At 66.6% G+C, this 20,372-nt stretch carries 15 protein-coding genes and 2 pseudogenes; 9 read left to right on the top strand and 8 right to left on the bottom strand.

The annotated features are described in order from the left end of the window. Positions 1-46: 46 nt before the first annotated feature. Complete coding sequence (locus WBA97_RS23795) at positions 47-2,296, bottom strand: RCC1 domain-containing protein (RefSeq protein ID WP_424233118.1); 2,250 nt, start codon at positions 2,294-2,296, stop codon at positions 47-49. Positions 2,297-2,616: 320 nt separating this feature from the next. Between WBA97_RS23795 and WBA97_RS23800 the strand changes: the two are divergent. The 9 genes and pseudogenes from WBA97_RS23800 to WBA97_RS23840 all read left to right on the top strand — a co-directional run. Beyond that, positions 2,617-2,934: pseudogene (locus WBA97_RS23800) on the top strand (amino acid ABC transporter ATP-binding protein); the annotation flags it as partial. 3,866 nt (positions 2,935-6,800) lie between these two features. Continuing rightward, positions 6,801-7,427, top strand: a complete 627-nt coding sequence (locus WBA97_RS23805; protein WP_424233119.1) for a hypothetical protein — start codon at positions 6,801-6,803, stop codon at positions 7,425-7,427. A gap of 408 nt (positions 7,428-7,835) precedes the next feature. Then, on the top strand, positions 7,836-8,774 hold the full coding sequence (locus tag WBA97_RS23810; protein ID WP_424233120.1) for a hypothetical protein: 939 nt from the start codon (positions 7,836-7,838) through the stop codon (positions 8,772-8,774). A 143-nt stretch (positions 8,775-8,917) separates the two neighbouring features. Then, positions 8,918-9,822 (top strand): IS5 family transposase gene (locus tag WBA97_RS23815; RefSeq protein WP_424233121.1). Its coding sequence is split into 2 segments (ribosomal slippage): positions 8,918-9,422 and positions 9,422-9,822, totalling 906 coding nucleotides; the frame shifts between segments, so codons are not numbered across the junction. A 306-nt stretch (positions 9,823-10,128) separates the two neighbouring features. Beyond that, positions 10,129-10,461 (top strand): hypothetical protein, encoded by a 333-nt coding sequence (locus WBA97_RS23820; protein ID WP_424233122.1) that lies wholly within the window; start codon positions 10,129-10,131, stop codon positions 10,459-10,461. A gap of 204 nt (positions 10,462-10,665) precedes the next feature. After that, positions 10,666-10,935, top strand: a complete 270-nt coding sequence (locus WBA97_RS23825) for a hypothetical protein (RefSeq protein ID WP_424233123.1) — start codon at positions 10,666-10,668, stop codon at positions 10,933-10,935. Between the two features lie 288 nt (positions 10,936-11,223). Then, entirely contained in the window at positions 11,224-12,030 is an 807-nt protein-coding gene (locus WBA97_RS23830) for a transposase (protein ID WP_424233124.1), read from the top strand. A 459-nt stretch (positions 12,031-12,489) separates the two neighbouring features. Continuing rightward, entirely contained in the window at positions 12,490-15,477 is a 2,988-nt protein-coding gene (locus WBA97_RS23835) for a tetratricopeptide repeat protein (protein ID WP_424233131.1), read from the top strand. Between the two features lie 271 nt (positions 15,478-15,748). Further along, positions 15,749-16,240 carry a helix-turn-helix domain-containing protein gene (locus WBA97_RS23840; protein WP_424233125.1) on the top strand — a complete coding sequence of 164 codons (492 nt, stop codon included), beginning with the start codon at positions 15,749-15,751 and terminating at the stop codon, positions 16,238-16,240. Between the two features lie 17 nt (positions 16,241-16,257). Here the strand turns inward: WBA97_RS23840 and WBA97_RS23845 are convergent, their stop codons facing one another. The 7 genes and pseudogenes from WBA97_RS23845 to WBA97_RS23875 all read right to left on the bottom strand — a co-directional run. Then, on the bottom strand, positions 16,258-16,527 hold the full coding sequence (locus WBA97_RS23845) for a hypothetical protein (RefSeq protein ID WP_424233126.1): 270 nt from the start codon (positions 16,525-16,527) through the stop codon (positions 16,258-16,260). Positions 16,528-16,694: 167 nt separating this feature from the next. Next, positions 16,695-16,811, bottom strand: a complete 117-nt coding sequence (locus WBA97_RS23850) for a hypothetical protein (protein WP_424233127.1) — start codon at positions 16,809-16,811, stop codon at positions 16,695-16,697. Then, a complete protein-coding gene (locus tag WBA97_RS23855; RefSeq protein ID WP_424233128.1) occupies positions 16,811-17,938 on the bottom strand; it encodes a sporulation protein in 1,128 nt (375 codons plus the stop codon). Before WBA97_RS23855 ends, WBA97_RS23850 begins: the two co-directional genes overlap by 1 nt. A 218-nt stretch (positions 17,939-18,156) precedes the next feature. Beyond that, complete coding sequence (locus tag WBA97_RS23860; protein ID WP_424233129.1) at positions 18,157-19,065, bottom strand: IS3 family transposase; 909 nt, start codon at positions 19,063-19,065, stop codon at positions 18,157-18,159. Beyond that, positions 19,065-19,388 (bottom strand): transposase, encoded by a 324-nt coding sequence (locus WBA97_RS23865; RefSeq protein WP_424233130.1) that lies wholly within the window; start codon positions 19,386-19,388, stop codon positions 19,065-19,067. Before WBA97_RS23865 ends, WBA97_RS23860 begins: the two co-directional genes overlap by 1 nt. 64 nt (positions 19,389-19,452) lie before the next feature. Beyond that, positions 19,453-19,890 (bottom strand): WD40 repeat domain-containing protein, encoded by a 438-nt coding sequence (locus tag WBA97_RS23870; protein ID WP_424233132.1) that lies wholly within the window; start codon positions 19,888-19,890, stop codon positions 19,453-19,455. A gap of 379 nt (positions 19,891-20,269) precedes the next feature. Then, positions 20,270-20,372 (bottom strand): annotated as a pseudogene (locus WBA97_RS23875) (IS5/IS1182 family transposase); the annotation flags it as partial.

The raw sequence follows: 20,372 nt of genomic DNA on the forward strand, positions 1-20,372 counted from the left end.
CCCGTCGGACAGGTGCCTGTCCGACGGGCGCACGTCACTCGTCAAGCTAGGACGGGTCGGGCACGATGGCCCGTGCCCCGAACTCGGCTTCGCCGAGGCTGGTGACCCCGGTCAGGCCGGGCACCACCCTCGGCGTGGTCGTGTACCCGTAGGGGTCGGCGGCCGGGTCGCCGAACTCGCCGCTGGTGTTGCTGCCCCACACCCAGACCCGTCCGTCGGCGGTGAGTGCGGAGCCCGCGTTGTACATGGCGGCCACGGCGACCGCGTCGGTCAGGTTCGACACCTGCACCGGCAGCTTCGACCGGCACTCGGGGGCTTCCTCCCAGTCGCAGGCGACGCCGTTGCCGAGGCCGCCGAACCGGTTGCTGCCCCACGCCCAGACCGTGCCGTCATCGCGGACGGCGTACCCGTGCTGGTAGTCCAGCGACACGTCCATGACGCCGGTCAGCCCGCTCACCTGGACCGGGACACGTACGAACGGCTCCTCGGTACCGCTGCCGAGCTGGAGATCCTGGTTGTCGCCCCAGGTCCACACGGTGCCGTCGGAGCGGATCGCGGCGGCGGTGTCGTCGCCGGCGTTGATCGCGGTGACTCCGGTGAGGCCGCTGACGGGCGCTGGTTCCCAGGTGTTGTACTCGGTGCTGCCGGTGCCGAGCTGGCCCCGGTCGTTACGGCCCCACGCGAGGACGGTGCCGTCGGCGCGCAGTGCGTACGCGGCCGTGGTGTTGGCCGCGATGGCGGTGATGCCGGACAGCCGGGTCAGGCGGACGGGCACGTTCGTGTCGGACTGCCCGGGGTCACCGAGTACCCAGCCCCAGTTGGCGCCCCAGCCCCACACGGTGCCGTCGGCGCGGAGCGCGAGGCCGTTGACCCTCGTCTCGGCGACCGCGACCACGTCGGTGAGCCCCACCACGCGCGCCGGCACCGGGGACTCGCCGCCGGTCCAGCCGTTGCCGAGCTGGCTGAAGTTGTTCTCGCCCCAGGCCCAGACGGTGCCGTCGGCGCGGACGGCGTACCGCCCGGACGACGCGACCACGTCGGTCAGCCCGTGGACCGGGGTGGGTGTGCGGACGTCAAGCCGCGTCGTGCCGGTGCCCGTCTCGCCCTGGCTGGCACCCCAGGCGTAGAGGCAGTCGTTCGCACAGGGCTTGGGCGGCACGACGAAGTAGCCGGCGAGGTCGGCGGCGACGTGCGTGTCGCCCGCCTTGTTGTACAGCCAGAACCGGCTGTTGGGGTCCTCGGCGCGGGTCGGCAGGACGGTGAGGTTCGCCGCGATCTGGCCGGCCGCGAGGTTGAGGTTCGACGTCTGCGGTTCGGAGTCCCACATCCGGTGCCACGCGGTGACGAAGGTCGAGGCGGTAGGCGCGATCCCGGTGAGGTTGACGGCGACGGCGACCGCGTCGGCGGGCACCTCCGGGCCGGGGTAGACGTCCGCGTCGGCGCGGGGCCCGAGCGGCGCGGCCGCGTTCTGCCAGGTGCCGGTGCCGGTGCGGGTGTCGAGCACGCGGGTGGGGGTGACGGGCACGAAGGAGGCGCCGAACTCGGGGCTGTAGAAGCCCGCGAGGTCGACCATGACGTCGATGGTGCCCGCGTGGTTGTAGACGCTGATCCGCCTGCCGGTGCCGAGTGCGACGGTCGCGAGGTTCGGGTTGGCCTGTCCCTGTGCGATGTTCGCGTTGGACGCGACCGGCCGCGTGGTCCCGGCAGGCCAGGCGGTGAGGAAGGTGGACGAGGTGCCGCGGGCGCCGGTTAGGTTCACGGCCACGGCCGTGGCCGAGGCGGGCACGTACCCGGACAGGTCGACGGTCGTGGTGGCGCGCGTGCCGAGCCGTGTGGCAGCGACCCGTTGGGCCTGCCGCGCGGAGAACAGCGAGCCGCTTCCGGTGGTGTAGTAGCCGGCGAGGTCGGCGACGATGTGCGTGCTGCCGAGGTGGTTGTACAGGCTGACGGCCCGCGCACCACCCACGGCCACGGTGACGAGGTTGGCGCGGGTCTCTCCCAACGCCAGGTTGAGGCTGGACACGGTGGGCCGCTCGGCGCCCGCCGGGTAGGCGGTCACGTAGGTGCCGATGGTGGGCTCGACCCCGGTCACGTTCAGGACGACGACGGTGGCGTTCGCGGGCAGCCGCCCGGCGAGGTCCAGCGTGGTCGTCTGTCCGCCCGCGAGGGCGGGCCCGCCGCGGGTGTCGAGCACCCGCACGGGCGAGACGGGGGTGAAGGTGGACGCCTCGGCCGCCGACTCCGGGCCAGCCTCCCGGGCAGGTTCCCGCGCACTGGCCGGACCAGCTCCAGACACGACCAATCCGGCGGCGGCTATGGCCACCGCGAGTACGACGGACGACAAGGACCGCACCACAACGCCCCCCACATTTTCACGACCGGTCCCCCGACCGCAAGAAAGGTATCCGTGGGGCCGGGCCCGCGTCCACACAGTCCGGCACGCAACTTCCACCCAACTTCTGCGGGGCGGCCAAACACGTGGTCCACGGCACGATTGCCGTGATGGGGAATTGACTCGATCATCACATAAACCGGCGACCGTGAGGCCGCGCTGGCCGTCGCCCACGACGACCCCTTCGACCAGGCCCGCTTGTTAACGAGGCTGGTCGCGCGATTCGAGAGGGTCTGGCCGACAAGGCACACGCGTACCCGCGCCAGCTCTCCGGCGGGCAGCAGCAGCGGGTCGCGATCTCACGGGCACTCGCCATGAACCCGGCCGTGATGCTGTTCGACGAACCGACCTCCGCGCTCGACCCGGAGCTGGTCGGCGAGGTCCTCGACGTCATGCGCGGGCTGGCCGCCGAGGGGATGACCATGCTCGTGGTCACCCACGAGATCGTGTTCGCGCGGGAGGTCGCCGACCGGGTGATCTTCCTCGACGACGGCGTCATCGTCGAGCAGGGCCCACCGGACGAGGTCATCGGCAATCCCCGCCCAACGCCCGGCGTGGGTGCGTGGTGTCGGCCGGCGAACCAGGCCGCCCCGGACCCGCTGCCCGCGTCCGCGACGGACATGTCGGCTGGCCCGGCCGCGATCAACCAGCAGATGGCCGACGCGGCCGTCACCGAGCCGCAGCTGATGAAGTCCAACGAACCGACCTTCTCGAAGGCGGTCAAGGACAAGAAGACGATGGAGGCCCACTCGGCGACGGCTCCCGATCAGCTGCGTGCCGACGAGACGAAGGAGACCAAGCAGGTCAAGGCCGTGGCGGCGACCCGGAGTGCTGTCGCGATGGCCGCTATGCACGCCACCAGGATCACGACGGGCAAGAACGTCGGCGCGGGCAAGGTCAACACCAAGACCTCCGACGAGGAGAAGCGCACCCAGGTCACCGCGGTCCTGCAGGACGTCTTCGACAAGACCAAGTGCGATGTCGAGAAGATCCTGACGGACCTGGACAAGACGGTGGATGACCAGTTCACCAAGCAGGAGAAGGATGCGCGGGACAAGTTCACCGCCGAGCACGAGAATGGCATGGAGGAGTACAAGGACCGCCGCTACTCCGGCCTGAAGGGCAAGGCCCGCTGGCTCAAGGACCTGTTCGCTGACCTCCCGGAAGAGGCCAACCGGATCTACGAGACGGCCAAGGATCACTACCTGGCGGCGATGCGCCTGGTGATCGGCAACATCGCAGACATCATCGAGCACGAGCTCAAGCGCGCGAAGCACCGTATAGCCACCGGCCGCAAGGACCTCAAGGCAGCGGTGGACAAGCTGCCCAAGGATCTGCAGGCGCTCGGCCGCGAGGCCGCCACGGACTTCGAGGGCAAGTTCGACGACCTCCGGGACACGGTCGACGACAAGGGCACCGAGCTCGTCGACACCCTGGCCACCAAGTACAAGGACGCCGTCAAGGCGGTGGACGACGAGATCGCGGCGGAGAAGGAGAAGAACAAGGGCCTCGTGTCCAAGGCGGCCGACGCGATCGGCGGCGTCATCCGCACGATCAAGGAGCTCGGCTCCCTGTTCATGGGCGTGCTGTGCAAGGCAGCCTCGGCGGTCAAGGCCATTCTCAAGGACCCCATCGGCTTCCTCGGCAACCTCATCACCGGCGTCGGCGGCGGTCTCAAGCTGTTCGCCAAGAACGCCGGCAGACACCTCGAACAGGGCGTGCTTGCCTGGCTGCTGGGCACTGGGGCCACGGCCGGCCTGCAGCTGCCGACCAGCTTCGCCGTCCTCGGCATCCTGATGCTGCTCGCGGCGCTGCTCGGCCTGTCGTGGGCGAACATTCGGTCGAGGCTCGTCCGCAAGGTCCCCGAACCGGCCGTCACCGCGGCGGAAACCAGCATCCCGATCGTGTCGGAGACCAAGAAACGCGGCGTCGTCGGCATGTGGTCGGACCTGAAGGGTCGCGTGGGCAATCTGAAGAAGGACCTGATCAGCAACCTGGTCTCCTACCTGCTGCCGACCATCATCATCGCCGGTGTCACGTGGATCGTGTCGCTGTTCAACCCGGCATCGGCGTTCATCCGCGCCTGCAAGATGATCATCGACATCATCCGTTTCATCGTCACCAACGGCCGCCAGATCATCGAGTTCGTCAACGCGGTCCTCGACGCGGTGATAGCCATCGCCCGCGGCGGCACCGGCGGCGTGCCCGCATTGGTGGAACGCGCGCTGGCCAGGTCGATCCCGGTCCTGATCGGCGCGCTGGCGGCCTTGCTGGGCGTCGGTGGCATCGCCGGTAAGGTCAAGCAGATCTTCCAGAAGATGGCCCGCCCGGTGAACCGCGCCATCGACTGGGTGGTGGACAAGATGGTCGGCCTGGTCAAGAAGCTCTGGGCGAAGCTCAAGGCGGCGCTGGCCAGGAAGCAGCGCCCGAAGAAACCGGACAGGAAGCCGGACGAGAAACCGGTCAGGCCACCGAGAAGGCCGGTCAGGGACCGCACCCGCCCGCGCCGCCGCCCCGACCGGCGCCGCCCCAAGAGACGGCCCGACCGTCGCAAGGACCGCAAGCCCGACAAGCGGTCCGACAAGGCCAAGAAACGCGCACTGGACGCGGCCGTCCGCGACGCCCTGCAACTGCTGCGTGCGGAGGACGCGACCCCGGAATCCGTTCGTAAGGGGCTCCCCGGCATCAAGCGGCGGCACCGGCTCACGTCGATCCAGCTGAAGAAGTACGGCGAGGACGACTACGCGGTCCGGGTGGCCATCAACCCGGCCGAGGAGACCTCGCGGGTCGAGCTCACGGAGGACGAGTTCCCCTACGAGATCGACAAGGCCGAGAAAGGCATGAAGCTCAAGAAGCGCCCGGGTGCGGTGAACCAGCTGACGGCGACCGTGATCCCGATGGAGGGCGACGACCGGCGCATCGGGTTCGTCGTCACCATCGCCACTATCCCGTCAGAGGTGAAGTCCGACATGGCCGTGCGGTACATCACCAAGGCATGGGAGGGCGGCACCGAGGACCTCGCGGCAGCACGGACCGCAGTCGTGATCGGCATCAACGCGATGGAGCACCTGGATCCCGACAAGGGGAAGGCGGACATCGACACGGCCATAGGGAAGGTCGACACGCCATCCGAGCTCAACATGGCCGTCTTCGGCTTCGTGTGGACCCCGAACTGGGTCCGCGTCAAGAAGGGCAAGCGGACCCGGGTCGGCATCTCCGAGGTACGCAGGAAGTTCCGCAAGCTGGGCGACAAGAAGCCGCTCGCCGAGGAGCGGGAGAAGAACCTGCGCGCCAAGGAGGCGTTGCCGTTCGGGCTCTTCCGCGAGGAGGTGCTCGGCTCGTCCTACGTGCGGACGGCAAAACGCGTGCTCGCGAAGATGAATGACGTGGTGTACGGCGTCGGCCAGGACGCGGACACGTCCGTCACGGCGAAGAACACGATGGGTGTGCTCGCCGCGTACGTGAAGGTCCTCGAGGAACTCGGCCAGCACCCACTGATCGTCATCGGCGGCTACCGCTTCGGCGGGTTCAAGTGGCGGCGGCGCGACGCCAGGCGCAGCAGGCAGCTCACGCTGTGGTCCAACGAGGTCGACCACGCGATCCGGGCGGCGATCAACAAGGTGCACCCGCAGATGCTCTACCCCACCGAGCCCAACATGCTGATCAAGCTGCTCGACCTGAGGAAGGGCGCCGTCAAGGGCATCTTCCAGAACATCAGGACGAGGGCGCTGCTGCATGTCCAGGGCGGACTCTACGGCGTCGGCGAGGCCGAGGGCCGGTTCCTGCGCAACAAGCTGATGCGTGTTTTCGGCGTCCAGTTCACCCTGCACTTCGCCCCGGAAGTGAGCACGGTGACGAGTTCGGCGCCGGGGAACATACGGCGTGGGCTCGAGGTGACCTCTGCCCACGCCATCGCGGCCCGGGAGGGCATGACCCTCGCGGACGAGCGCATCAGAGTCGCACACGAGGCCTACGCGCTGATCCTGCAGTCACAGACCACCGCGAGCGCCCAGAACCTGGCCAGAGAGCTCGTCAAGGCGGACGCCGACCTGATGCGGCTGCCGGAGCAGGTCAGGAAGGACTTCCAGGCCCAGCTCCAGGACGCGTTCTTCCGACATGTCGAGGACATCGTCCTGATCATGGTGGACAACCCACGGCTGGCCGCCGACAGCCGCGAGATCACCAAACGCATCACGGCACTGCACAAGACAGCGAATAAGATCGCACGGAAGGCGGTCAGGGACAGCAAGCCCAAGGCGATGGTGGACGCCATCCGCACTGCCGAGAAGGTGGCCGACCAGATCATCAGCTCGATGACGGCTGACGACCTCCGTGCCACCTGGAGCCGGTTGCACCGGCTGCTCGACACCATCATGAGCGAACAAGACCAGGGCGGAGGCGAAGGTTCGTGACCGAGGACCCACTCGACCGCCTCCGCGCGGAGGCGGTTCGCGACGACTACCCGTCGATGCTCCGCCTGGCGCGGGCCCTGTACGAGACCGGGCTTGGGCCGGCCGAGGTCATGCGCGAGTGCTACGGCGTCGCCTTCCCCGACGAGTTCTTCGTGCTCGCCACGAAGCCGGTGCTCATGTTCGAATACACGTACCAGCCATGGGATCTCGCCGTCCCGCCGGCTCGCGGCGGCCCGCCGGAGGACGACGAGACTGACGAGTTGGAGGCCGACATCCTCGCGCGGGACGCCGACCTCGTGCCGCTCGGTGTGTGCCGCAACATGTACGCCGGGTTCGGCGGGTTGTACCTCTGCTACCGCCTGACCGAGCTTACGGCGGGGCGGGCGACGGTGTTCAGCATCGAGTACGACGTCACGCCGGACAGCCCCATCACACGCCGCGCGGACTCGCTCCTTGCCGCCCTGCACGAGCACCTGACCGCGAACGCCGCCTGGGTGGAAAGCGAGCGGCGCAGGACGATCGCGCACAGCGGCGGGCACGTGGACGACAGCGACGTGCGGGTGGCACACAAGTTCGTCGCCGACATCGAGGCGCTGCGGCGGCGGATCGGCTCGTCACACTGACGATCTCACAGACCGCTCGAGTGGACCTCCTGGCTCTGCCCTGGCCTACGGCGAACGTCGGCGCCAAGTGTGACGTCACGGTTTCCCCTGCTCGGTTCGCGCTCCCGGAACTGCCAAACATCGGGCAATTCCGGCGAACACCCTCATGCCGCAAGTCGGACGGCTGCGAACGCGCGCTCATGCCGACGAGCGAGCATTCGTCTCTTGACACTGGCCCGGCACCCAATCACGTGATGGGACGTCGGCCTGGGCTGACACCGGCGGTTGGCGCTGGGTGGAGCCCGGATCGAGGGTGCCGCGACCAGGAGACGCGAGCGCACCGCTCCGTCATCCTCCTTCCTTGAGCGATACAACGTCTCGTACGGCAGCCTCAGCCGTCAGGTGATCACAACAGGGAGCTATCTGGATATGTCTGCCACGAACGAGCAAGAAGTTACCTGGAACCCCCTGGCCGATCTGCGTCGCAAGCATCCACGCTTCTTCCCGCGGTTCGATGTGGATGCCGTATATTCCTGCATAAGGGAGATTGATCCACTGCAAGACACGCTATCTTACGAGGACTGCCAGCATCGACTCAGCGGCCACCTGTTCCACATGGGATTGCCAAGCATGATCATGTGGCGAATATTTCCACGACTGCTCGGCGCGATATTACTGCTCAGTGGCATGTTTGCACTGCCCTTCATTTTGACCTCTGTCATGCTGAGCGCGACACTCGGAACCAGTGAGCTATTTCCGACTATCTTGGCTGCCGGTCAGATTGTGCTAGCCATTGCAGGATCCTTCTGGTTATGGACAGAGGGCGGCTGGGAGGCGCGATTCTTTCGAGAGATCGCGCGCATTCTAAAGATTGCCCGGGAAACCACAGACGAGCAGTACAAGGCGGTACATTGCGTCAATTTTGCAGGCAAGGCCGCCAGAAGTCTGTTCTGCCTGGTGCAGCAGCGACGACGAACATGGGCGTCTCCACCCGCGGTAGCCGACCTTGCGCTTGCTCAGTCGTATCCACTCATAGATGTACAACTGTCGCTACAGCGAGATGCAAACTCACTCCAACGGAAACTCCACCTTTACGTCAGTTTCCTTTATTACGCAGGCGCGCTGGTGGCCGTAAGACGCCACGACCTGGTTCCCGTCCTTCGGCAACATTACGCCGACAGGTACTCACTGGCGCGACGTGAATCGACCGTCTCCCGGGATGAGATCCCGGAACGAGACGCGTTGTATCTCGATCCGATGAGAAACCAGAACCGCTGGACGGTGATGAAGGACTACTTCTACCCATTAGCAGCCTGGTTCAGCCTGTTGGTGTCAATCGCAGCGCTCATTGTGAGCCTGGTCGGCTGATTCGCCGTGGCCGACAACCTCTCCTAGTGCCTGTTTGAAAAGTGGATCTTCGTTGACGGTTTGTGCGTGTCGGTCGGTGGAGATGGGTGAGGTCTCCGGTAGATGGGTCAACGACCAAGAAGACCATCACCACCGGAGACCTCGTGGGAACGGTACCTGCGGGTGCTCGTCATGACCTCACCGACGCGCAGTGGCGGCTGTTGGAACCGCTGTTGCCTGCGGTGAGTGGGCGTGGGCGGCCCCGAACCTGGAGCAGGCGGCAGTTGATCGATGGGGTCCGATGGCGGACCCGGACTGGGGCTCCGTGGCGGGATGTGCCTGATCGGTATGGGTCATGGCAGTCGGTGTATGGGCTGTTTCGGGCGTGGCAGCGTGCGGACGTGTGGGCCCGGATCGTGGAAAGCTTGCGGCAGCTGGGTGATGAGGCGGGCCTGATCTGCTGGGATGTGTCAGTGGACTCCACGATCGTGCGGGCGCACCAGCACGCGGCGGGCGCCCGCCGGGCTCCGGCCGCTCAGGTGGAGCCTCCCGGTGCTGAGCCTGCCGACCACGCGCTGGGCCGGTCGCGGGGCGGGTGGACCACGAAGCTGCATCTCGCTTGTGAGCAGGGACGTAAGCCGCTGTCGACGGTGCTTCCGCCGGGCAGCGAGGAGACAGCCCGCAGTTCGTGCCGGTACTGCAGCGCATTCGGGTCCGCGGGACCGGTCGGGGCAGGCCCCGGAGCCGCCCGGACCGGGTGTTGGCGGATAAGGCGTACTCGTCTCAGGCCAACCGTGCCTACCTGCGTCGCCGCGGTATCCGGGCGACCATCCCGATCAAGCGTGACCAGCGAGCCCACCGCCGCAACCGTGGATCACGCGGAGGACAACCACCAGCGTTCGACACCGAGGCATACAAGCAGCGACATGCCGTCGAGTGCAGCATCAACCTGCACAAACAACACCGCGGGTTCGCCACCCGCTACGACAAACTCGCCCTGCGCTTCGAGGCCACCACCCACATCGCAGGGATCAACATCTGGCTCCGCCGATTAGTAAACACGCGCTAGCACCGCCACCCCAAGGTCCGTCCCTGACCCAACCTCGACCTCGGTTTACTTGAGCTTGTCCACCAGCGTCTTCTTGCGTGCCCGAGAGGCATCTCAGGCACGCTCGTCGCTCAGCTCCGCCCAGAAGTCGTGCATGAGTGACGAGTGCACGCTCATGCATCGAGTCGGGCGGCGGGGAATGGGCGCTCATGCCGAAGCTGACGAAAGCGCGGCACCGTTCGGCGCGTTGAGAAGTCGCCACACCTGTAACCCGCTGGGTGGTTGCGGTGATACCCAGACAGCAACAGTGACAGCGGAAGGCATCACATGGGCGACATCGAGTTCACCACGGACCACGTCGACAGAGCGATCGACCACGTGGTCGACAACGGCGCTTGCAACAACGGATCAACCATCCATTACAGCCTGGTGTTCGCCGCCGCTGGCCTGGCTGCGCCGCAGGAACTACACAACGGAGGCGACTCCTACCTGGTCAGCAAGTTCATGGAAGCGTTCCACCACCGGTGCGCCGAGCGCGAGCTGCCCCCGTTGGACGCGCTGGTCGTACATGTCGCCGGGACCAGGAAGGGTCAGCCCGGCGGCGGCTATTTCCGGATCAACAACCTGCCCGCCCCCCTTCGCCCAGCGCACCCCACCTGAGCAGGTCGTCAGACCCGTATCCGCGAGTAAGGCGGTGACACGCTGCTGAGATGGCGATAGGTGCCGCTCTGGCCTGGGATGATGACGTTTGCGACGACGTAATCAGTCCCGGGAGAGGACACCTATCGAGTGGATAGTTTACGTGGCGGACGGTCGAGGGTGCGGGTCGGCTCGCCGGACCCGTCGTTGACGTCGGTGTCGGGGATGGCGGCGGTCACGGAGTTGGTGGAGCGGCTGGGCGTGGTCTCGGCGTTGGACGCGGCGGTGGGTCCGATCAAGCAGCGTGATCGTGGGTTTGGCGCTGGTGAGGTGTTGGTCGGGTTGGCCGCGGCGCAGATGGCTGGGGAGGACTTCCTGGTCGGGTTGGACCGTCAGCGTGGTGATGTGGCGGGGCAGGTGATCACGCCGGTGCCGGGGTGTCTTCGACCACGGCCGCTGGGCTGGCGCGCAGATTCACCGATCCACAATGGATAGCGGTGGAGACCGGGATCGCGCGGGTAACCCGGCGGATGCTGGAGGGGTGCCCGCGGCGCGACGGAACCGGTTGTGCGCCGCGGTGACGATCGATCTCGACGCCAGCGATGTGGAGACCTATGGGCGCAAGAAACGCGGTGTCGCCTACAACCATGAGGGGCAGCGGGTGGGGCGTGTGCACGTCGCGTCCTGGGCCGAGGTGGAGACCGTGCTGGCCGGGGAGTTGTTGTCCGGTAACGATGATCCTCGCGCACACGCCGCGAACTTGTTGCGGCGTGCGCTCGCGGCTTGCCGGAGCAGGCCAGAGCGGGCCAGGTGCGATTACGGGCCGACGCTGGCTACTTCGCCGGAGAGTTGGCCCGGGTCGCGTTCTTCGCCAAGGTCCAGTTCGCGATCGGTGCCAAACGCATCGCCCCGCTCTGGCGACTGCTTTCCGGCCTCACCGAGGACGACTGGACCGACGCGATCGACATGGACGGCGCCCAGGTCGCCGTCGCGGACTACCGGCCGGTCTGGTGGCCCGCGAAGACCTTCCTGCTCATTCGCCGAGTCAGACTGGATGTCTCCCAGGTCTCGGCCGATCCCCGTTCCCGGCGGCGCCGCACCCTGCACCCCGACCAACGCGTCCTCCCCCTGGAAGAACTCGCTGACGCTGACGCGATCTACGGCTACAGTTTCGTCCTCACGAACCTGGATGTGTCCACACCGGCCAGAACCGCGGCTGTCGAGCATTGGTACCGCCACCGAACCAGCATCGAGAACATCTTCCGCGACAGCAAACACGGCGCCGCGCTCCGCCATCTGCCCTCCGGCTATCCCGGAGTGAACACCGCCTGGATGTGGGGCGCGCTGCTGGCCGCCACCATGGCCGCCTGGCTCCACCAACTCACCGCCACCCCAGGACCCGACGGCCGACTCGCCGGCTGGGGCACACGCGACGGCAAAGCCATGATCACCACCCTCCGCCACCGGCTGATCCGCGTCCCCGCCCGCCTCGGTTTCCAAGCGGGAAAAGTGATCCTGCACCCACCACCCGATCACCACCTGCTCGCCGAAATCCTCGCCCGCCTCCGGAAACTCCCCACACTGCCCTAACCATCCGGCCACCCCAGCCTCGACCCAGGAACCCCCAACCCGCGAGCCCGGCACCGGGCTCATCAGCATGCCCACACCCGAAACCCACCCCACCACACGATTTCACGAAACCCCGAAGATCAACTCAGCCGACTACTCGCGGAATCGGGTCAGAGCCGGAGGTTTCCGAAACCTTTCCTGATCATTGGCGAATGCGAATCGTGACGTTGCGTGCTCTATATCAGAGTGAGCACTGGGCCAAGAGGGTTGCCGGAGTGGTCGAGCATGCCGGTCAGCAAAGCGTCTAGTGCGACTTCGTTACACCAATTGGTCGGTCGACGGAGCGGTTTATCTCATTTGTGTCACTCGCGGTCGCCTGTGGTGTTTGTTGAGTATTATCCAGAGTGGTTGACACCACTCGGAGACCGCCACCCGGGTGATCTGGCGACCAGCTTTCCGGGGGTGAGGCTGGTGGAGACGATGTTCGGGATACTGGGCCGAACGGCGTTGTTGCTCGACGGCGCACTGCAGGATAACTGGGGCAAACCAAGAGAACGCGCGGTTCTGGGGGCCCTGCTGGTGCACGCAGGACGCTGGGTTCCCGTGGACACCTTGATCGAGTGGGCGTGGCCGGAGGAGAAAGCTCAACCGCAGAACATTGGACCCACTTTTCACACCTATGCAACACGTGTTCGAAAATGGCTGCGACAATTGCCGACATCACCGTCATTGGACGGCGGAGGCGGAAGCTACCGACTCGACATCGACAAGTCTCTCATCGATTACTACAGATTCACAGCGTTGCTCCGCGAGGCCCGGACACACGCCAAGCAGCAGGATTCCCGGCAGGCCGCGGAGTCGGCACGGCATGCGCTCGACCTCTGGCGTGGCCGCCCCCTTGACGATCTCGCGGGTGAGCCCGCGCGGGCGTGGCGGCTACGGGTCGAGCAGGACGACTGGCTAGGTGCGAACCGGACGTTGCTCGCCGCGCTGCTGGACCTCAACTTGTTCGACGAGGTGCTGACCCGAATCGGCGAACTGCAGACCGATCACCCCGGCGACGTCGCCTTTGCCACGCAACGGATGTCCGCCCTGCACGGTCTGAGGCGCTACGAAGACGAGACCGCGTACTACTTCACCGTGCGGCGCAGGCTGCAGCACGACGGTGATGAGCCGGCGATGGAGCACGTGCGGCAACACCACGAAGGCCTGCGCACCCCTGACGGCGGCGGCTCGAACCTGGCGCCACGTAGTCCTGACCCGGTGATCGTTCCTCGCCAACTCCGGCACGACGTGGCCGACTTCGTCGGCCGCGACGATCTGCTCGCGGAGTTGGACGGGGCAGTGACGGACCGGGAAGGACGGGTGACCAGCGGCGTAGTGGTCATCGACGGGATGGCCGGTGTCGGGAAGACCGCACTGGTTACGCACTGGGGACATCGCACCAGGCGGCGCTTCCCGGACGGCGACCTGTACGTGAACCTCAACGGCTTCGCCGAGGACGCCTCGGCAAGCCAGGCCACGGTGGTCGACGACCTTCTCATCGCGGTGGGGTATCCACCAGACGCGGATCTCACCGGTCGGGCACGTGAGCTGTTGCTGACCCGTCTGCTGTCCGGTCGCCGGATGCTGGTCGTGTTGGACAACGCCCGTGACGCCAAGCATGTCGAGCACTTGGTGACGTTGCTCCCAGACGCGCTGGTACTGGTGACCAGCCGCCAGCAGCTGGTCTCGCTGAGCGCCACCACCAGCGCCCGCCGGGTGCAGGTCGACCCCATGACACCAGCCGAGGCAACCGCACTGCTCTCCATGCGCCTCGGCACCCGCCGCGAGATGACGCGCGGCGAACTGGCCCGCTTGGCAGCACTGTGCGGCGGACTGCCGTTGATGATCAGTCTGCTGGCCGCGCACATCGCCACCCGGCCCGCCGGCCAGATGCTGGCATTCGCTGAACAACTCGACGGACGCCAGCTCATCGTCGACGTAGGAGAAGATGGCGACGCAGTCACCGCGCAGACCTTCTTCACCTGGTCCTACCGCGCCCTCGACCCGCCAGAACAACGACTGTTCCGCCTGCTGGGCCTGCATCCGGCAACGCACTTCAACATCCACGCCGCAGGCGCGCTCGATGGCCGCAGCCGCGCCGAGACCACACGCAGCATCCGCGCGCTGGTCGGCGCCCACCTGGTTGAGCGAGCGGCGACCGCGCTGGACCGCTACCAGCTTCACGACCTCGTGCGCGAGTTCGCCGCACATCGTGCGGAATCGGATGAGCCAGTGCCCGAGCGGCAGGCAGCGACGCGCCGACTGGCGAGCTTCTACCTGGCATCAGCCGTCCACGCGAGCCACACGCTGTATCCCAGCCGCCTTGCCGCGTCCGAACTCGCCGTCGAACGCGGCGTCGAGCCGGTCGTGCCCACCGACTCCGCCCAGGCGAAAGAGTGGTTCGACCTGGAGCGCGCCAACCTGCTCGCCATGATCCGCAACGCCGCGGCCACCGGACACCACGACCATGCCTGGCGCCTCACCGACGCGGCCGTCATCTTCTTCGACCGGCACGGCTACTACGAAGACAGCCTGGCCGCGCAGAAAATCGCGACATCCTCGGCCCAGGAAGCCAGTGACCGGGTCGGCGAAGCGTCATCGTTGGTGGGGCTTGGCCGGGTATATCTGACCATCGGCGAGCACCGCGAAGCACGACGCCACCTCGACACCGCGCTGCGCATCGTGGACGACATCGGACACGAAGCCGGGCAAGCGGCCGTACTCGGCCTGCTCGGCAAGCTGGAGACCCAGCGGGGCGACCTGACCGCAGCCCTCGCGCTGTACCGCCGCGGCTTGAAGATCGCGCAGAAGAACGACGACGCACAGGGCCTGTGCTGGACTTCGTGCCGCATCGGCGAGGTTCTGCGCGCCATTGAACAACACGACGAGGCGCTCGTTCACCTCACTCGCGCGCAGATCCTCGCGGAACGCAGCGGCGACCAGTCGGCACATGCGAGCACGCTGATCGAGATCGGCCGTGTGCATCACGACCGAGGAGACCACTCAACTGCGGCGGCCCACTGCGAACAAGCTCTCCGCGCCGCCGAGGCGATTCCCGACCTTGCCGTCTCCCAGGACGCGTGCATCGCGCTCGCGGAGATCAACAAGGCTCGTGGACACATCCGCGGCGCCATCGAGTTCACCCGCCGAGCCATCCGCATGTCCGGCTACAGCACGGCCGCCCATGCCCACGACGTTCTCGGCGACGTGCACTACGCGAACGCCGACATGACCGCGGCGACAGCCGCATGGCAGGAAGCGGTAGAACACTACAACCGGCTCGGGAACCTGCCACAGGCCACAGTCGTGCACGCCAAGCTGGCGCGGATCCCCCGCACCGACGTGCTGTTGCCACGGGCTCGTTCAGCCTCTTCGCCGCCCATCAGCACGACCGCCGATCATCATGATCAAAAGTCGACGTAGCACCTTCCCTCGTCGAGGGAAATATCTCCGGCACGTGCATCGACTCAGCCGAGCAAGCCGTCCGGAGCGATGCGGATATCGCTCACAAGGTTGACCAGACCACTTCCTACTCGGCAGTATCACCGAGCTTGCTCGGGGCCAACGGGGTGCTTGGCACGGATGCCAGAACCACAGACCGACCACGACCACCGTCATGGTCGGTGCTGGCGCTTGTCTCCCTCATGGTCCCCACCCGGTCGCCCGCAGTCGGTTCAACGAGGAGGGACATCTGATGGATGTCGTCCACGATGACGTGATTGACCGCGTGATCACACATGCGCTTGGTGAGGTGCTGAAACGAACTCGAGAGGACCTCGGCCTTTCCCAGGCGCAGCTGGTGGCTCGGATGCCGTCGAACGTCCGCGTCAAGACCCTCGCCTCCTACGAGCAGGGGGCGCGCGCCTGCACTGTGGTACGGCTATGCGAGATCGCCAGGGCCCTCGGCGCCAGCCCGGTCGACATCCTCGCCAGGGCCCTGCACCGCGCAGAGTTCGACGCGCAAACGGTCCGTCTGCACGTCGACCTCCGAGCCCTTACCGACGACACGCGCCCAGAGCTCAAGCAGCTACGCCGGTGGGCCCGCGCCAGACTCGCCACCTACCCGAAAACCACCCTCGCACGCCTGGACGGCAGCGCCATCCAAGAGATGGCCGTACTCCTCGAAACCACACTGACCGACCTGGTCAGTCAGCTGGCGATGTTCACACCGAACACCGCCAGCTGACATTAGCTACCCACGGTTCAGTGGTGATCGAACAGCAGCCACCGGACCGGTCGCTCGTCGTCCGCGACGCTGTGATGATCAAACAACGCTGGCGACGTGTGCACTTCACCGACTCCGCCGGTCCTGATCTCGCCCAGCCCGGCCGTTCTGTGGACCGACGCCGTTACTTGATCGTCGCGAGACGACTCGGGAGCCTGGGTCGCGAACGAAGCGGCAACCTGAGAGCCCGCCACAATGACACCGGCGAAGACGACGCCGACAAGAACACTGGCGACCTTGCTGTGCACGGCCACATTTTCCCTTCGGGGACAAGGAAAGCAGAGCAGCCAGACAACTCCCGACCGCTGTCGCCGGACGTCAGGCAACGACGGAATCCTGCCGCACTCCCAGCTCGCTAGTCAACAGAAACGACCGAAAGTCGCACTCTCAGTGGATACCTCAGTGGGGTGACCAGTCAGGGCCCGAGTGCGCGCAGGCGGCTTTTGACCTCGGTGGGGCCGAGTGTGGCGGCGACGGCATGCAGGTCGGGGCTGCGGGTGGAGCCGGTGAGTGCAAGGCGTACAGCTGGCATCAGGCCGCAGTGAGCTCAGTCCGGATTCGATGGGCGAGGTCGGCTACACCCGGTTCGGGTTTCCACGGCCACAGGCGATGAAGGAGATCGTTGGCGTAGTCGGTGGCTCGGGTTGAGGCTACGTGCGCCAGGACGTCGACGGCTTGGTTGCCTTGGGTCAGGGCGGCATGGAGATCGGGGTGTTGGCCGAGGAGGCGGGTGCTGGCGAGCACGACGAGCCGTAGTCCGTACGAGCGGGCGAAGGTGTCGGTCGGCATCGCGGCTTCGGTGTTCCACTGCAGAGCGGGCGTGGGGAGGCCGAGGTCGCGGTGGATTTCCACGGCGTCGGCGGCGAGGCGGGCATGGGTGTAGAAGTCGATCCAGGTGGGGTCGTCACCGTGGTGGTTGGCTGCCTGGTTCAGCAGGGTGTCGGAGGCGGCGAGGGCGCGTCCGGCTGCTGGGGCATCGCCGGCGCGGGCATGGACGCGGGCTTCGATCAGCCGGTAGAAGGCGAGCACGCGTGGGGTGGCGGTGTGCCTGGCGCGTTCGTAGGCGCCGTGGCACATGTCGATGGCGTCGTCATGGAAGCCGCGGAGGGAGGCTTGGAGCGCGGCGCAGACGAGGACGTAACCGCCGAAGGGCACGTCGCCAGCCGCGCGGGCGAGGCGCAGGGCCTGGCTGTAGTGGCGTTGGGCGGCGGCGTGCTGGCCGGCGTCGAAGGCGGTCCAGCCGGCGAGGCGGGAGAGTTGGGCGGTCGCGGCGAATAGTTGCCGTCCAGTGTGGTCGTTGTAGCGGCCGTGCAGCAGTGGTGTGGCTCGTTCGCGCAGGCAGGCCAGCACCCCGGAGGAGCGCCAGTTCCCACCGCCGTACTGCGAGTCCCATCGACGGGCGTCCTCGGCGGCGGTGAGCAGTTCGGCCACGTCCGCAGCGCCCACGTGGCGCCGACTGCCGACATGGGCGGCGTGGGGGTCTGCGGAGGTGGTCAGCCAGCGTCGGACGGGTGTGGTCCAGCCGGTCATGGCCAGGCTCGCGGTGGTGAGGAAGTCTCGACGGTCCACCAGGCTCCAGTAGTCAGTCGCGGCGAGGATCGCGTTCGGCAGTGCCCGGGGGAAGTCGAGGCCCGCTGTAGCTGGGTCCCGATCCTCCATCTGCTCCCGATCTGGGCCAGTGTCACGGGTCGGCCGAGTCGTTCGGCGAGTGCGAGCGCGATCAGGGGTCTGATCTCTCGGTCGGGCATCATGCCACGGCGGGTCCAGTTGGCCAGGCTGGTGTGGGTGTAGGCGGTGTGTTTACCGTCGGTGGCGGCGAGTTCGTTGATGCGCAGGCGTGAGGTTCACCCCGAATGGTGGACAGGGGCTTACACAGTTCAGGCAGTCAGTGTCAGTGACCGCTCGTAGGCGTCGGGACTGAGCATCCCGATCGTGGAGTGCCGCCGCACACTGTTGTAGAGATGGATCCACTTGTCAATCGCGGCAACGAGTTCTGTCTTCGTGGTGTACGCGTGTCGGTAGTAGTGCTCGTGTTTGAACGTCGACCAGAACGACTCCGCTGGGCTGTTGTCCCAGCAGATCCCGGTAGCGCCCATCGACCGGCGCAGGCCGTGGCGGGAGCACGCTGTCGCTGTCAGGTGCGCCGTGTACTCCCCGCCGCGATCGGAATGCAGGATCGTGCCGCGACATCTGCCGCCCCGGGCGGCCACAGCGGCATCGATCGCGTCAGTGACCATTCCGGCACCGATGTGGTCGGATACGCTGTAACCCAACACTTTCCGGGAGTGTCCGTCCCGGATCGCGCACAGGAACATCTCGCCCTCACCACAGCCCAGATACGTGATATCGGTCAACCAGACCGCGTCGGACAGGCCGCGGTCGAAGTGCCTGTCGACCAGATCGGGTGGGAACGACGCGGTCGGATCGACCACCGTCGTGCGGACTGTGAACGTGCGCGGGCTGATGCCCTCCAGCCCGATCGAGGCCATGATCTTGGCGACGGTTTTCGCGGTGACCATCTCGCCCTGATCACGTAGTTCGGCGGTGATCCGCGGCGACCCGTAGGTCCCACGCGACTCTGTGTGCGCCTGGGTGATCTTCACCTCAAGGTCGGCTCGGCGTTGCTGCCGCGGCGTCAACACCGCTGCCGCAACACGCTTGACGTGGGCGTAGTAGCCCGAGGTCGACACACCCAGCAGCCGCGCCATACGGCGCACCGAGAACCGCGAGCGCTCTGCCGGAGTGGTGGTGTCGGTGAACTCGTCGGGGCCGGCGTACTTGGCCATCAGAGCGAACCGGGCCGGTTCTTCTGCATCGCGGCAAAGTACGCCGAAGCTTTTACCAGGAACGCGTTGTCTTTCTCTAACTCGGCCACCTGCCCACGCAGGCGCAGCAACTCGGCCCGCTCTGCCGCCTCCAGAGGCTTGTCCCCGTTGACCTCGGCCGCGGTGATCCGGCGGCGTTCGTCTTTCACCCAGACACTCAACATGCCCGGGTCGAGACCCAGCTCGCCGGCGACCTCGGAGATCGTACGGCCGGAATCGATCACGCGGTGAGCAGCCTCGACCTTGAACTCAGCCGTGTACGAACGGCGCTTGCGAGGAGGCATGAGGACATCCTTTCAACAGGACCGCAGGTCCTGCTAACTCGGTGTCCACTACCCGGGGTGAACCTCAGGCGAGGGCGGTGATGTCTTCGGTTGGGCCGCAGGCGTGACAGTGCCAGATGCGGGCGGTGCCGTCGTCGTGGGTGGTGAGGAGTTGTTGTTCGTTGGGGCTGGGGGTAACGGTTTCGACTGAGGCGGCGAAGCCGGTGTAGGTGACTGGTTCTGTTGCTGTGATGGTGGGCCAGATGCGGACTGTGCCGTCTTGTCCTGTGGCGATGATGGAGTTGTTGGGGCCGAAAGTGGTGTGCCAGACGAAGCCTTGATGGCCTCGGCGTACCTTGGGTGGGTCGGGTTGGGTGAGATCCCAGAGACGTACGGTGCCGTCGCTGCCGCCACTGATCAAGTGGGTGCCGTCGGGGTTATACGCGACGGACCACACGAGGCCGCGGTGGCCACGCAGGAGGCGGGGTGTGGAGCTGTCAGTGAGGTTTGCGGTGTCCCACAGTTACTTGAGTGACGCTCAACACACCGATGTGATCGGGTTGACGGCTCGGTACACAGAGCGGCGACCTACACCTACGTGAGGTTGACCTAGACGGGGACAAACTGCGACCTGCGGTGACTCAAGAGCGCTACCGCTCGCCGGCCCCGGCAAGATACTGCGCGAGCCCTGCCTCACTCGCCTGACGAAAACCACGAACAGCTACTGGAGCGCAACCGGCTCTTCTGCCGGCTCAGGCCAGCCCTCTATCGACGAAGATCTCGCCGCCGCCGAGACGGCGAGGTATCCCGTGTCGGCGACGAGGCCGCCGGGCTCGAGCTGAACTGGAGGTCCGTCGGCGATCGCTCACCGATACGGTGCTTAGAGGCTCCGGCAATAGGGGTTACTTGAGGCGGCGGACGGTGGGGCGGGTGTCCCAGCGGTGGGTGTGGCGGGCGGCTTGGATGAGGCAGCGGACGGTGACGAAGGCTGCGGCGAGGTGGAGG

The sequence above is a fragment of the Actinophytocola sp. genome (assembly GCF_049647105.1).
GTDB lineage: Bacteria > Actinomycetota > Actinomycetes > Mycobacteriales > Pseudonocardiaceae > Actinophytocola.

Bases quoted from the DNA above. Each gene is read 5' to 3' on its own strand.
- WBA97_RS23810 (WP_424233120.1), top strand. From the start codon at position 7,836: ATGTCTGCCACGAACGAGCAAGAAGTTACCTGGAACCCCCTGGCCGAT.
- WBA97_RS23820 (WP_424233122.1), top strand. From the start codon at position 10,129: ATGGGCGACATCGAGTTCACCACGGACCACGTCGACAGAGCGATCGAC.
- WBA97_RS23825 (WP_424233123.1), top strand. From the start codon at position 10,666: ATGGCGGCGGTCACGGAGTTGGTGGAGCGGCTGGGCGTGGTCTCGGCG.
- WBA97_RS23835 (WP_424233131.1), top strand. From the start codon at position 12,490: ATGTTCGGGATACTGGGCCGAACGGCGTTGTTGCTCGACGGCGCACTG.
- WBA97_RS23840 (WP_424233125.1), top strand. From the start codon at position 15,749: ATGGATGTCGTCCACGATGACGTGATTGACCGCGTGATCACACATGCG.
- WBA97_RS23850 (WP_424233127.1), bottom strand. From the start codon at position 16,811: ATGCCAGCTGTACGCCTTGCACTCACCGGCTCCACCCGCAGCCCCGAC.
- WBA97_RS23855 (WP_424233128.1), bottom strand. From the start codon at position 17,938: ATGGAGGATCGGGACCCAGCTACAGCGGGCCTCGACTTCCCCCGGGCA.
- WBA97_RS23860 (WP_424233129.1), bottom strand. From the start codon at position 19,065: ATGGCCAAGTACGCCGGCCCCGACGAGTTCACCGACACCACCACTCCG.
- WBA97_RS23865 (WP_424233130.1), bottom strand. From the start codon at position 19,388: ATGCCTCCTCGCAAGCGCCGTTCGTACACGGCTGAGTTCAAGGTCGAG.